The 13,455-nt window shown below is 45.3% G+C and carries 12 protein-coding genes; 10 read left to right on the forward strand and 2 right to left on the reverse strand.

Going from position 1 to position 13,455, the window contains the following annotated elements:
* Nucleotides 1–7: 7 nt before the first annotated feature.
* Nucleotides 8–721, reverse strand: a complete 714-nt coding sequence (locus BN1002_RS06280) for a YhcN/YlaJ family sporulation lipoprotein (protein WP_048824163.1) — start codon at nt 719–721, stop codon at nt 8–10.
* A gap of 753 nt (nt 722–1,474) precedes the next feature.
* On the opposite strand from BN1002_RS06280, the gene BN1002_RS06290 reads away from it, so the two are divergent.
* The 8 genes from BN1002_RS06290 (at nt 1,475) to BN1002_RS06315 (ending at nt 9,740) form a co-directional block, all read left to right on the forward strand.
* Entirely contained in the window at nt 1,475–2,143 is a 669-nt protein-coding gene (locus BN1002_RS06290) for a Dph6-related ATP pyrophosphatase (RefSeq protein ID WP_048827792.1), read from the forward strand.
* A gap of 252 nt (nt 2,144–2,395) precedes the next feature.
* Nucleotides 2,396–3,283 carry a DUF7018 domain-containing (lipo)protein gene (locus BN1002_RS06295; RefSeq protein WP_048824165.1) on the forward strand — a complete coding sequence of 296 codons (888 nt, stop codon included), beginning with the start codon at nt 2,396–2,398 and terminating at the stop codon, nt 3,281–3,283.
* A gap of 233 nt (nt 3,284–3,516) precedes the next feature.
* On the forward strand, nt 3,517–3,729 hold the full coding sequence (locus BN1002_RS06300) for a hypothetical protein (protein ID WP_148362741.1): 213 nt from the start codon (nt 3,517–3,519) through the stop codon (nt 3,727–3,729).
* Between the two features lie 651 nt (nt 3,730–4,380).
* A complete protein-coding gene (locus tag BN1002_RS06305; RefSeq protein ID WP_048824167.1) occupies nt 4,381–5,799 on the forward strand; it encodes a vWA domain-containing protein in 1,419 nt (472 codons plus the stop codon).
* 252 nt (nt 5,800–6,051) lie between these two features.
* Nucleotides 6,052–7,680, forward strand: coding sequence for a Na/Pi cotransporter family protein (locus BN1002_RS06310; protein ID WP_197072857.1), 1,629 nt, complete (start codon nt 6,052–6,054; stop codon nt 7,678–7,680).
* Nucleotides 7,681–8,182: 502 nt separating this feature from the next.
* Complete coding sequence (locus BN1002_RS23200) at nt 8,183–8,305, forward strand: YjcZ family sporulation protein (RefSeq protein WP_082036156.1); 123 nt, start codon at nt 8,183–8,185, stop codon at nt 8,303–8,305.
* Nucleotides 8,306–8,364: 59 nt separating this feature from the next.
* A complete protein-coding gene (locus tag BN1002_RS23205; RefSeq protein ID WP_442853410.1) occupies nt 8,365–8,442 on the forward strand; it encodes a YjcZ family sporulation protein in 78 nt (25 codons plus the stop codon).
* 131 nt (nt 8,443–8,573) lie between these two features.
* The gene (locus BN1002_RS06315; protein WP_048824169.1) at nt 8,574–9,740 is read left to right on the forward strand and encodes a DUF4317 domain-containing protein; all 1,167 of its coding nucleotides are present in this window, start codon (nt 8,574–8,576) and stop codon (nt 9,738–9,740) included.
* Between the two features lie 69 nt (nt 9,741–9,809).
* Here BN1002_RS06315 and BN1002_RS06320 read toward each other — a convergent pair whose 3' ends face one another.
* Entirely contained in the window at nt 9,810–10,175 is a 366-nt protein-coding gene (locus tag BN1002_RS06320; RefSeq protein ID WP_048824170.1) for a hypothetical protein, read from the reverse strand.
* Nucleotides 10,176–10,532: 357 nt separating this feature from the next.
* Here BN1002_RS06320 and BN1002_RS06325 point away from each other — a divergent pair, with 357 nt between their 5' ends.
* Both BN1002_RS06325 and BN1002_RS06330 read left to right on the forward strand, forming a co-directional pair.
* Entirely contained in the window at nt 10,533–12,725 is a 2,193-nt protein-coding gene (locus BN1002_RS06325) for a S8 family serine peptidase (protein WP_048824171.1), read from the forward strand.
* Between the two features lie 236 nt (nt 12,726–12,961).
* Nucleotides 12,962–13,423, forward strand: a complete 462-nt coding sequence (locus tag BN1002_RS06330; protein ID WP_048824172.1) for a BsuPI-related putative proteinase inhibitor — start codon at nt 12,962–12,964, stop codon at nt 13,421–13,423.
* Nucleotides 13,424–13,455: the final 32 nt, after the last annotated feature.

Genomic DNA, 13,455 nt, shown 5'->3' on the forward strand with positions numbered 1-13,455 from the left:
AAAGTTGTCACTGCTTCCCGAACAGATCCTTAACTGCTTTTCTGACGTCGCTTCCAATTCCACTTTGCACATTGTTAACATCATCGACAAAACGGTTCATCCTCATATAAAATTCATGATTGAAAGACAGGTAAACCCTTTGAATGGTTGGATCAGCACTCGCGACCAGGTTGGCGATCCGTTCTATTAGGGAATTGGAGACTCCGTGTGTTGATGAATCAGTAATGATCTTTGGATTGCTAGTTGTGCCCGGATTGGCTCCGTTTCCCGCGCCAAAGCTTTTTTGACTTTGGCCTGTGTCTTCGAGTGCCAGACCTTCAATGCTGCCCCCGCCAATTCCTGTACCGCTGTACTCGCCGGTTTGAGTGCCGTAACCATACCCCTGGTATCCAGGATTTCCGAATGTTCCTGCATTTTTATTGCCGGTATCTTCCTTATTTGTCCGGTAACCCTGTGCCCTCAAACTCTGGGCATCATTCAATCTAATAGCAACATAGGCGCTTTGGTTGTCGATAATTACATGGGCGCTCTGTACTTCAGCAAGGCGTTCCACCGAGCGGGCCGCTTTAGAAGACACTCGCACCGGACGATCCTCGCCAATTTTATTCGTGTTCAATTGATTTATTTGTGCTTTATTTCCATTAAATCCATTGCCAGCCCCACAGCCCGCCATTGTCAAAAGAATCAGGCAAACCACGCTGGCTTTTATCACTTTATTCATTTGCTTTCACTCCATTTGGTCGTTTACGATTAGTTTGAGTAAGTCAGAGGGAATGTATTCCAAAAGCAGGGTGAGGGTTGCTGTAGGTTGGGACAGCCGGGCGGCTTTTTGGCTGCAATCTGTCCGAAGTGGCCTGATGTTTGGATAGCCAGGCGGCAATTTTATAGAATGTTGTCCGAAGTTAATCGATGTTGGGACAATTCGCCGGCTTTTTGGTTGCAATCTGTCCGAAGTGGACTGATGTTGGGACAGCCGGGCGGCAACTTTCTAGAATGTTGTCCGAAGTTATTTTATGTTGGGACAGTTCACCGGCTTTTTGGCTGCAATCTGTCCGAAGTGGCCTGATGTTTGGACAGCCAGGTGGCAATTTTCTAGAATGTTGTCCGAAGTTAATCGATGTTGGGACAGTTCACCGGCTTTTTGGTTGCAATCTGTCCGAAGTGGCCTGATGTTTGGACAGCCGGGCGGGAGTTTGCTGGAATGTTGTCCGAAGTTAATCGATGTTGGGACAGTTCGCCGGCTTTTTGGTTGCAATCTGTCCGAAGTGGCCTGATGTTGGGACAGCCGGACGGGAGTTTACTGAAATGTTGTCCGAAGCCGCCTCATGTTTGGACAGCTACCCGACTGTTTTCTTGATTGCTGTCCAAAGATCAAAGGCAGTAACCAAGATGTATTTATTTTTGCAAAAAAGAAAAGGACTTTCACAAGGAGTTATCGAAGTTGGTTAGCTGGGCACAAGTTGGAGGAGAGAAAATGAAAGAACGAATAGCTGTTTCATGGAGCGGCGGTAAGGATAGCGGCTTCGCAACCTACAAGCTGTTGCAGGAAGGAAATTATATCGTGGATTCATTGTTTACGACGATTACCGAGGACTATCAACGGGTCAGCATCCATGGAATCAGGGAAAACCTGTTGGAAAAGCAGGCGGAGAGCCTCGGGCTGCCGCTAAGAAAAATGTACATACCAAAGGACTGCCCTAATGAAGTGTATCAGCAGCGGATGGATGAAATGCTGGAATCGCTGCAAAAAGAGGGGATCACCGCGGTGATGTTCGGGGATATTCTTCTCGAGGATGTAAGGAGTTACCGGGAAAATCTCGTCAGGAACCATGGCCTGAAAGCGATATTTCCGCTTTGGGGCCTGAGTACCAACAAACTTATCAAGGAATTTACCGCGTTGGGGTTCAAAACGATCACCACATGTGTGGATACGGAGCAGCTTCCGAGCAAGTTTCTTGGCCAGGTAATTGACGATGACTTTCTGAAGGAACTCCCGGAAAAAGCAGATCCGTGCGGAGAAAATGGTGAATTTCATACGTTTCTATTTGAAGGGCCCTTGTTCAAAAAGAAGATTGATATGATCGTTGGCGGTAAGAGGGAAGATGGACGGTTCCATTTTTGTGATTTGCATTTAGATTCATGAACCGAAATAACCAGGACTTTCACAACTTGTTTGTGAGGGTCTTTTTTTTGCAAAAAATGAATCAGATTTTAAACCTAAAACATGTTGGGAAAATTCATTTCTGTTTCAAGACCCGCTCAAATTATTGGACAAAAAACCATTTTTTGAGAAAATAGGGGGAGTGAGAATATTACTATATCCATAGTGATAATCACTGTGCATACATAACACGCTTTAAATTTCGCAAAAGTTTATAGTCAGGAGGTTCATAGGATGAAGGGAAAACTATTGGCAGTGGGACTTCTCGCCGTGGGAATTTTGACGGCGTGCAATACGTCGGAAGCCGGCGGGAAGGATACGAAGCCTGCGAAGATCGAGATGGTCAAGGTTTCAAAAGAGGACTATCCGAAAAAACTTTATGATTTGAAAGACAGGCTGGATGCCGAGTTTAAATCGATTAGTGAGGTTGGCAAGCAAAGCCCAGGGAAGAAGCGCGATAATCAAATTCTCGAACATTTGGATGCCTTACAGGAGGTTGTAATCGACTACAAGTCAATCGAGGCACCAGAGGAATACAAAGAAGTGCAGGCTTTGTTGGTCCAATCGATGACTCATTTTGACAAGAGTATTGGAACGATGAAGGAAGCGATCAAGAAGAAGGATTCGGAACTATGGCTGAGTTCCGCAGATTCGACAGATAAAGCGGATGAGCTTTGGATTGAAGGCTACAAATTGCTGCATGACCTTGAGCCGATTGGTGATGGTACGATCAACAGGCAAATGCTGAAGGACCTGGACAAGTCCGCCGGCATTGACCGGGATGCGGTAGAAGAAAACATTTCCGAGGACGGGAAGGAACTCGTTGGGAAGTGGGGGAATGAAGGCTCGACGCCTTCCATCGTCCTTTTCGCGGACGGCCGTTATGAGGGCTATGCCAATGATGCGTATCCTTCTAAGGACAACGCCTTCCTGGGAACTTGGAAATATGACAAGAGCACACATGTCATAACATTCACTAATGATAAGAAATTCGACGACGGGAAAGAAGTAAAGCCGATGCGGGCAACGATGACGATGGAAGTCCAGGATTTCAAGGACGGGAAAATATATCTAAGGGACCTCGAAACGCTCGGTGAGTTCCGTTATGTGGCGATTGAGTAGAGGAATCTAAAAACTAAAAGGCAAATCTTTTAAAGACCATGTTTGCTTGGAAAAGCGGATATGGTCTTTTGCATTGGAAAGGAATACTTTTACCTGACTTTCAAAAAAACCTATAACGAATCTTCCTTTGGAAGGAATTTCTATAAGAAAATTGAATATGTAGTCATGAGATTTTATACACGGGAATTCGCTGGAGACTTTAATCTTTTTTGAAAGGAAGGGTTTCATTACAAATGAATATTATTAATAAAATGAGATTCAAAGTTTTCGAGTTTTTTGTGAAAAGAAGCAAAGAGGGGCCAGTGGACAAGGAACTTTTGTTAAGCGTAACAAAATTGGCGCTGGAACCAATGGGCAAACCGAAAAAACCTTTGTATAGGAATGATGCTGATAAAAAGGACGCTTTTAAAGTAATCGAGGGTGGAAGGCCACGTGAAGACAACTGAGATAAGTTTCTATTTAAGAAAGTATTCCTTTGTTGAGGGTGATAAACGATGAGAAAGTGGCTGGCCGGTTCTGCTGTGTCGTTTTTCTGCCTATATTTTGCAATGGAACTTTATAATTCTGTAAAAAATCTACTCATGGATTTTAAATAATTCATTCCGTTAATCCCCATCATTTTTTTGTGTGTTTATCTGGTAACGTCCGTCACAGAATTAATCCTGCTGTCTGTTTCTTTTTGGCAAAAAAGGATCCCCCTTCGTTACTTATTATTCTTTTCCTGGGAGTTTTGGTTTCGATTCCTTTTTTGCAGGAGCCACTATTCCTTGTTCCAATTTATATCGGCGTCATCTCTTATTATTTTGGCAAAAAGCTACCTGTAAACCGTCTTACAAACTTATTTTCTTCTACTCCGCTTATTTTTACTTTTCTGGTTGTAATCTTTATCCGAATTACTTCTTGATATTTGAACAGGGAGTGGCCATCCGTTGCGTTCCCCCAAAAAGAGTCAGGCTCCTTATGGAAACTGGCCTTTTTTAATTAACCCTTATCTCCAAAAATGGGAGTTTACTATAATTTTTCACTATATCGTTTGAATAATTTAACAAATTTGGGTTTAATGAGAATAGTAAACAACATGGCGAAGGGAGAAACTGATGAGACGAGCAAAACTTTTAGTTGTTGTATTGCTGGCTGCATTGATGCTGTTTGGCTGCCAGGAGAAAGAGGAGATAAAGGCAGTTACAAAAAATGAAGCGAAGGAAGGAAAGATTCAACCGGGGAAGTCCATTTCGATTACTGGCGAAGTCGAACTGCCGAAAACAACGGCAAAAGAGTACATAGAAGCTGAAAAGGGCGAACTTTATACGAAATACATAGAAAGCAAGGAGTTTTCGGACGATAAAGATGCAAAGGCGAAAGCGAATACTGAAGCTGTAGATGCTTATTTTGCCGAGATCAGCAAGAAGAAAACGAAGAAATGGGACGAAAGAAAATGGATGGAATCGATTACTTCCGCTCTGCAGGCAAGCTACAAAGATGTCGCCGAGGAGATGGAGAATTATGAGGTAATTTACGAGAAACTGAGATTGCCGGACGGCCGCCTCCTTCAGGATATCAGCATGGACGAAATTACGAAGGAAGAGGATAAAACCGTCAATGTTGTCATGGTGATCGACTCGAGCGGAAGCATGAAAGCGAAGGTCGGTGGCGAAACCAAGATGGCTTTGGCAAAAAAGAGCATTGAAAACCTGGCAAAGGAGCTTCCGGAAGCGGTGAATGTTTCACTCGTTGCTTTCGGCCATCAGGGCTCTGGAAGTGATGCCGATAAAGCAAAATCATGCAGTGCGGTCGAAACGATGTATCCTTTGAAGGCTTACGAGGATGCGGGTTTCGCGGAATCCTTGAAGAAATTCGACGCTGTCGGATGGACACCATTGGCTTCGGGGATATCGATGGCCAATGAACAACTCGCCGCGCATAAGGGTGAGAATGTCGAAAACTTCATTTATGTTGTCAGTGATGGGATTGAGACATGTGATGGTGATCCGGTTGCCGCGGCTAAAAAGGCTGTCGCGGACAATACGAATGTAAAGATTAATATTATCGGCTTTGATGTCGACACAGAGGCTGACAGGCAGCTCAAAGCGGTAGCCGAGGCTGGCGGCGGGGAATATTCCTCTGTCAAAACAAAGCAGCAGCTTGCGGAAATAAAAGAAGTCTGGAAAGAATCCATCAATATCAATACGTGGAGATGGTGGGCAGTCCACCGTTTCGCTGATAATGTCTGGACAACGCTTGACCACTATAACGCGGTTGGGAAGATTAACTCAAAATATTTCACCACTTTTGAAAACGAGCGGAAAAGAATCACAGAAGCAGTCGACAGGCTTGAAAAAGAAGGAATCATTGATTCAGTCGAAAGAAACGCCCTTGTCCAAGTACTCCGAGACCGGAGCGACAAAATCGAAAATTACATGAGCGACCTTAACTCAAAGAAAAAAGACGAAATTAAAACAAAATCAGACGAACTCTCCGAAAAACTCGACGTGATCAAGAAGCAAGTAGGAGTGTGATGCAGGGGCGGTTCCGCTGCTTTATTCGAGTCCTGAATGAAGCGCTGGAACCGTCCCTTTGTTCCTTTTGTAAGCGGGACCATCCTCCCGGCGCCCTATTGTAAATTTACTGTAAAGGGATTGTAAATTTTTCTCCGGATAGGTGTACTTTCTTATACGTTCCCTTAATATTTGGGGTGAGGTAATAGTTTGTAGGATATTGTATACAGGGGTGGAAGAGTATTGGGGATTAATTGGACAGAGGTTCTCTTCATGTTCATTGGTGGACTGGGGATCTTTTTGTATGGAATTAAAACGATGGGGGACGGCCTGCAAAAATCGGCAGGTGACCGTCTGCGGGCCATTCTGGACCGGTTGACAACGAATCCGTTGATGGGGGTCCTTGCGGGGATCATGGTGACGGTGGCCATCCAGTCGAGTTCAGGAACGACCGTTATTGTCATCGGGCTTGTCAGTGCCGGTTTCATGACACTGCGCCAGGCGATTGGCGTTATTATGGGGGCGAATATTGGGACGACCGTGACCGCCTTCATCATTGGGATAGATATTGGCGAATATTCGCTGCCGATTATCGCCGTAGGCTCTTTCTTGCTTTTCTTTTTCAAAAATAATAAATTGAATAATTTCGGCATGGTGGTTTTCGGCTTCGGGGCTTTGTTTTATGGCCTGGAATTGATGGGCGATGGGATGAAGCCGCTCCGTGAGCTGCAAACCTTTATCGATCTTACGCAAAGTATGAGTGAAAATAAATACCTTGGCGTTTTGGTTGGAACGGTGTTTACAATCATCGTGCAAAGTTCGAGTGCGACGATTGGAATCCTGCAGGGACTGTACTCTGAAGGGCTTGTCGATTTGAATGCGGCGCTGCCGGTCCTGTTTGGCGACAATATCGGGACTACGATCACAGCGGTGCTTGCCTCGATTGGCGCATCTGTGGCGGCGAGAAGGGCGGCGGTTGTCCATGTCATGTTCAACGTCATTGGGACGATTATTTTTATAATCATTCTCAGTCCGTTCACGGCGTTCATTTCGTGGCTTGATCAGCTGCTGAACCTGAATCCGGCAATGCAAATCGCTTTTGCTCACGGGACGTTCAACGTGACAAATACATTGATACAGTTCCCGTTCATCGCGCTCCTTGCTTTGATCGTGACGAAAATTATTCCGGGAGAAGACGTGGAAATCGAATTTAAGCCAAAGCATCTTGACCCGCATTTAATCGAGCAGTCACCTTCTATTGCCATGGTCGCGGCAAAAGAGGAAGTTATCCGGATGGGGCATTTTGCCGTCCAGGCGATTCAGGAGTCGTATAATTATCTGCAGACGAAGAATAGAAAGAACGCGGATACGGCGTATCAAATTGAAGAGGCGATTAATAATCTGGATAATAAAATCACGGAGTATCTTGTCAAAATGTCCAGGTCTTCATTGTCAGCGCAAGAATCGGAGCAACATTCCTTTTTGATTGATATCATCCGAGACATTGAGAGGGTCGGCGACCACTGTGAAAATATTCTCGAGCTTGTGGAATATCAAGTTGCGAATAAGGTTATTTTGACAGAAGAAGCTATGGCCGACCTGGTTGAAATGTTTGAACTGACAAAGGAAACGGTCCTGCAGGCCATCCTTGCTCTTGAGAAGAATGATAAAATGGTCGCCCGCACCGTAGCGGAAAGAGAAGAAATCATCGACACAATGGAACGCAAATTCCGCAAAAAGCACATCCTGCGCCTGAACGAAGGAACTTGCACAGCCCAGTCCGGCATCGTATTTGTCGACATCGTCTCCAACCTGGAAAGAATCGGAGACCACTCCGTCAACATCGCGGACACCGTACTCGGCATCCACAAACACGAACACCATACAGCAGCCCGGGATTAATCAATCCCGGGTTTTTTAAGCAATGGCTCAGTTAAAGGTGAATGTTGATTTTCGTTGAAGTTGATTGGAATGGAGGGGACTGACTCCTGCGGGATGCAGCGGCACGTGGAGACCCCACAGGCGTCTATGACGCCGAGGAGGCTCCACGGTCCGCCCCGCGGAAAGCATGTCCCCGGAGTGGAAATCAACAATCACGGATAAAAAAGCCTAAGCAAAAAAATATAATATTTTTAAGGGATACTCGTCCAAACTGATTATACTAAATGGAATAACATATAAATGAAAGGTGAACCTCTTTCAGACCTCCACCGTGCATCACCATACAGTCACTTCATTAAAGAGAGAAGCAATGTTTCGCGCTTCTCTTTTTATTTTGCCATGGGATTTTACATAGATGAACGTGGAATTTAATAAAAAGGTGAATGTGTCCAAACTATTTTGCTATACCGACATATTATTTAATAGAGGAATACAATTGCCCTCTATTAAGGTGGTGATAATTATGGGCTATGGATGCTATGGTGGTTATGGTTACGGCTACGGTATCGGGTCAAGCTTTGCGTTAATTGTCGTATTGTTTATCCTCCTCATTATCATTGGCGCTACAATCTGGTCAGGATATTAATCGATAGCAATAAATGAAAAGGAGGTGGAGGAAAGATGTCTGGAGGATACGGCGGAGGAATGGGAACGTCATTCGCGCTAATTGTTGTACTGTTCATTTTGTTGATTATTATTGGTGCTTCTTTTGTAGGATACTAAAATGTAAACCTATAACAACGTTTTTAAAGGCTGTCCCAAGCAATTGGGCGCCTTTTTCGTTTTATGGGACTCTCCTGATTCTTTCTATTTTTTTGCCGGGACAGTATAATCGGGGATGGGAGTTGAGACGAATGAATAAAAAAGACATCGCGAATATTCGGAAACAGTTTAAGTTGGATAATTTTTATTTGAAGCTGGGGGAAATTTTTAATGTATATGTGAAGAAAGAGACGGGTGAGGTATATCACCATGTAAGCCAGCCGTTTGAGATGCTTGAGCAGGAAGCGCAGGAATTGTTCCTGGACAACTTTAAAAAGGTTTTAACCGGCCAGCTTGATGCGAAATTGTTTGAATTGAAGTTCAGTCGGGATGATGAAACTCATGGAAGCACACAGACGATTCTTTATGAAGGCCTTCAGACAGGACAGACAGAGGACTGGAAAGAGTATATGCTTGGCATCGTCGAGAAGATGTTTGCACGCGGGTCGAATGAATTCGATACAGTCGTGACGTTTATACGCGGTGAATACCGCAAAGCTTCGAAAAAACGCGACCTGGAGTCCGAAGAGGGCGGAGATGACGAAGTTTATGCAAGCAGGTTCATTCTTTGCAGCGTCAACAAAACCGATCAGCCGAAACGGGCGTTGACATTTGACTATATTGAAAAGCAATTCAAATCGCATCATTTCCTTGACCCGATCATTAACCTGGCATCGCCTTTATCAGGCTTTCTGTTCCCTGCGTTCAATGACAATGCGGCCGATGTGAACCATATTTTATACTGTGCAGGCAAAGTCAACCAGCCAGATGGAAGATTCATAGAAGAAGTGCTGAACTGCGAAGAAATTATCACCGCGAAGGAAGACAAGGACAGCTTTGAACAAATTTTGAAAAGCGTCATTGGCGATGAAGTCGATTCAAAGGTCATTTCGAATGTGTATGAGGAAATCGACCGCCGTGTGCAGGAAAATGAGGAATTGGAAGAAAGCGAAGTGCCGAAACTCGATTACCGCGACGTTGAGCATATCCTGACAGCAAGCGGAGTCGAAAATGTCGATACGGCAAAAGTCGAGCACGCCTTTAAATCGGTTGTGTCCGATGAGAAACACGAATTCAAAGCAAGCAGCCTCGTGCCGAAATCGATTAAAATCAACACAAAAATTGCTGATGTAACCATAAATCCTAAAGACCTTAAAAACGTCAAATACATCATCTACAACGGCAAACGCTGCCTCCTCCTCGAAGTCGATGAAGATGTCATCGTCGAAGGATTCCGGCTTGAGTCAGAAATGTTGTAGAAAATGATAAAGGGGAAGGTTCTATCGCTTCTTTCGGTTCCGAATGAAGCAAACGAACCTTCCCCTGCTTTATTTCCTTCGCAAGTATTTTTCGTTGATGATGAGGACCTTTCCGTTTTGGGTTACGGCGTATTTGCGGTTGTCGAGTTTGTATTTTTCGTATGCGTAGTAGCCGGCTGTGTAGATTGGCAGGATGATGAGCAGGAGGATGCCTGATTGGAGGGTGTAGCTGATTTCTTTTTCAAGCATGAAGGCCATGACCGCGTGGACGGCCAAGGATGCCATTAAGATGATCAGGACGTTGCATACGTGAAAGGCGACCACTTCTTTTTTTTCCCGGAACATTTTTTCGAGTTCTGATTTAAAATAGAGCGTGACACCTACGGAGCCCACAATAACAACCAAGGAAATAAAATAAGTAAGAACAGTGAACATTTTACTCTTAATCCACCTCTTGAAAATATATTCCCACTAGGCTCCAAAGAACCTATCAGTTCCATGATAAATCGAAATCATTCCACTATTTAGATGATGTTTATATTATAACATTTTTTCCAGTCTAATACATTTTATTGGTTTTTTCGCCACTCTACTTTATCTCCTATACCACTCATAATCGTCCATAAAAAAACCGCTCGAATTTTGCCTAAATTTACCGTTAATATTTCAGAATATTAAAAAATATTTAATAGGAATTTAGAAGATTCTCGTAGAATATAAATAACTGTTTTAACAAATTTGGGCCCGGCTTATAGATTGATAGGCTGGAGTTACATAGGGAGGGAGTAAGGATTGAAGTTTTTTAAGAGGTTCGGGAAGGTATTAGGGCTTTCACTCATCCTGCTATTAATGGTGAACGCAGCGCTGCCAGCTCAGGCGATTGTCAAAAATGATGACAGCCCATTGAAGACAAAAGAGGATCAGGAGTATGTGTTTGTCCAGTTTGGCGATGCGCCGATTGCGTCCTACGATGGGTCGATTGCAGGGTATGAAAAGACAAGCCCTGGCAAGGGGCAGAAGTTTAATCTGAATTCGAATGCCGCAAAGAAGTACGGAAAGAGGCTCGAGGCCCAAAGGGAGAACTACAAAAAATGGATTGCCAAACAGCTCCCCCAGGTTGAAGTCGTTACTGAGTATGATGTTGCATATAACGGGATTGGCCTGAAGCTGAACGGGGCTACTTTGAAAGACATTAGCCGCGGACCAGGCGTTGTCCAGGCCGGCTATAGCAACACATACAGGAAAGCGATGAGTGACAGTACGGCACTCATAAACGCAGGGGCGCTCTGGAATGCGCTTGGCGGCCAGCCGGATGCTGGAGCTGATATGAAAGTGGGCATTATTGATTCTGGAATCGACCAGAATCATCCTTTCCTGCAGCCGAATGAAAATATGAAAGCCCCTGAAGGGTATCCAAAAGGCGATAAGAATTTCACGAGCGATAAAGTCATTGTCGCGAAAGTTTTCAATCAAAATCCAAAGCTGAGTGCGCAGGCAGTCGATAGCCATGGCACCCATGTGGCCGGTACGGTTGCCGGAAAAGCCGGCACCATGCCGACGCTCGGCAACAAGCCGCTGAGCGGGGTGGCTCCTGGGGCCTATCTAGGCAATTATAATGTTTTCCCGGGAGATGTCGCGGATGCTAAGAGCTTATTCATTGCAAAAGCAGTGGAAGAAGCTGTCGAGGATGGGATGGACGTCCTGAACTTGAGCCTTGGCGGGACACCGCACAAGGGGGCGGACTTGCTTGATATGGCGGTCAATGCCGCTGTCGATGCAGGCGTTGTTGTTGCCATCTCAGCCGGAAATGAAGGTCCTGGCTATCATACGGTTGGTTCGCCGGGGACGGCAGAAAAAGTCATCACTGTCGCAGCGACAACGAACAGCCGCACTTTTGCCATGCTATTGAAACATCAAGCGTTACCAGAAGGCCAGACGGTAGCGACTACAGGCACCGGGAAAGGCGAAGTGAAGGAACAATTATCTGGAGAATATGCATTATGGAGTGATTACTCAGGCGGGGACAATAAGGCGTGTACACCGGTTACCGGCAAGCCGCTTGAAGGCAAAATGGCGTTGATCCAACGGGGAAGTTGTACTTTTGCCGAAAAAATCAATAATGCCGCTGCAGCAGGCGCGGTTGCGGCTATCATTTTCCAAAGTGAAGGAATTTCCGAGCCCATTCCAATGTCATCAGATGATGCGCTAATTCCTGCTGTCATGATTGGCAATGAAGCCGGAAAGGCATTGAGCAATTGGAAGGGCAGCAAGGAAGTCACGATTACTTATCCGCCTACTGAAATTGCTGCAACACCGAATCTGTTAGCCAATTTCAGTTCGCGGGGGCCGACGCCAAACTACACGCTGAAACCTGATGTGGCTGCGCCGGGTGTGAACATTTACTCTTCCGTTGTGGGAGGAGGGTACGAATTGTATCAAGGTACTTCGATGGCTTCGCCGCATGTGGCGGGCTCGGCGGCTATTCTGCTCGCTTATAGCAAGGATGAAAAGCTTGGCTGGGGACCGGCAGAAGTTAAAGCAGCCCTGATGGGAACGGCAGGGAATCTGGCGGGCAGCGTCCAGCCTGATACAGATGTGTCCGATCCGCTGAAAGTAGGCGCAGGCCTGATTGACTTAGGCAGGGCGATGAAGGCGCCGGCTATGGCATTCCCGTCCTCGCTCAGCTTTGGCCTTGTCCGTCCGGTCGGAAACCAGACGTATCAACTATCCTTTACACTTAAAAATCCATCTGGCAAAAAGGTTGATTATACCCTTTCAAGCGATAGCAATCTCCGTCTTGGCAAAACAGCAGTCTCCCTGGCTCCAAATGGGGAAACCGTTATCAAGGTGGATGTCGTGAACAAGGGCAGCCATGCCGGAAACAATAATGGTACTGCTGAATTCAAGGCTGGATATATCACAGTTCAAAGTGCTGATGGCAGCATCAGGGTCCCGTATTTGTATGTGATCGACTATAATAAGTGATATTTAGATTGCATTGTCCGATACTGAAAATGGAATGAGCTGTTGAAAATGAAAGTCCCCGTTGGCCTTACAGTGGCAGCGGGGATTTTTTTGCCATCAGCCGTGTAAGTTTGATTGGTGAATATTGTCTAAGGGAATAAGGAAATTATGCTGCTGAACCGTGAAACATTAAATTGCCTTTTTCCGACCAATATAGTATAAAGGCATTTACACTCAAACTAATAAGGCGGTGTGGCATGAAAAGACTGTTACTGATCATATTGCTTGGCACCCTGGCCACCGGATGCGGCACAGCGAACGAAGGGCAGGATAAAGAGCCAGTCCAACAGGTCAATGGAGGAGGTAGTGGGATTGTGGCGAATGAAGTAAAGGCAAGTCTCACAGAAATTAGGCCGCTTGTTTTCCAATACGAAATCAACAACCAAACCGAGGAAGCAGTAAATCTGGCATTCACGAGCTCCCAGCGTTATGACTATGCCGTCCAGGATAAGGAGGGCAAGGAGCTTTTCCTTTTTTCCAGTACGGCCATGTTCTTGCAGGTGCTTGGGGAAGAAGAACTTTTGCAGGGGGATTCGTTAACGTACGACATCGATTTGCATGATTTGAAGCTGGAAAAGGGCGAGTATGTGCTTACTGCCTGGATGACACCGAAGGGTGGGAAAGAATACAAAGTCTCGAAAGCTTTCACGGTTGAATGATTCGCTTTTTGCAAAAATAGACTAAAAAAGGG

It is taken from the genome of Bacillus sp. B-jedd (genome assembly GCF_000821085.1).
GTDB lineage: Bacteria > Bacillota > Bacilli > Bacillales > Cytobacillaceae > Bacillus_D.

What these genes read in the sequence shown, in the direction of transcription:
- BN1002_RS06315 (WP_048824169.1), top strand. Translation starts at nt 8,574, where the DNA reads ATGAATAAAAAAGACATCGCGAATATTCGGAAACAGTTTAAGTTGGAT.
- BN1002_RS06320 (WP_048824170.1), bottom strand. Translation starts at nt 10,175, where the DNA reads ATGTTCACTGTTCTTACTTATTTTATTTCCTTGGTTGTTATTGTGGGC.
- BN1002_RS06310 (WP_197072857.1), top strand. Translation starts at nt 6,052, where the DNA reads ATGTTCATTGGTGGACTGGGGATCTTTTTGTATGGAATTAAAACGATG.
- BN1002_RS06330 (WP_048824172.1), top strand. Translation starts at nt 12,962, where the DNA reads ATGAAAAGACTGTTACTGATCATATTGCTTGGCACCCTGGCCACCGGA.
- BN1002_RS06280 (WP_048824163.1), bottom strand. Translation starts at nt 721, where the DNA reads ATGAATAAAGTGATAAAAGCCAGCGTGGTTTGCCTGATTCTTTTGACA.
- BN1002_RS06290 (WP_048827792.1), top strand. Translation starts at nt 1,475, where the DNA reads ATGAAAGAACGAATAGCTGTTTCATGGAGCGGCGGTAAGGATAGCGGC.
- BN1002_RS06305 (WP_048824167.1), top strand. Translation starts at nt 4,381, where the DNA reads ATGAGACGAGCAAAACTTTTAGTTGTTGTATTGCTGGCTGCATTGATG.
- BN1002_RS23200 (WP_082036156.1), top strand. Translation starts at nt 8,183, where the DNA reads ATGGGCTATGGATGCTATGGTGGTTATGGTTACGGCTACGGTATCGGG.
- BN1002_RS06300 (WP_148362741.1), top strand. Translation starts at nt 3,517, where the DNA reads ATGAATATTATTAATAAAATGAGATTCAAAGTTTTCGAGTTTTTTGTG.
- BN1002_RS06295 (WP_048824165.1), top strand. Translation starts at nt 2,396, where the DNA reads ATGAAGGGAAAACTATTGGCAGTGGGACTTCTCGCCGTGGGAATTTTG.
- BN1002_RS23205 (WP_442853410.1), top strand. Translation starts at nt 8,365, where the DNA reads ATGGGAACGTCATTCGCGCTAATTGTTGTACTGTTCATTTTGTTGATT.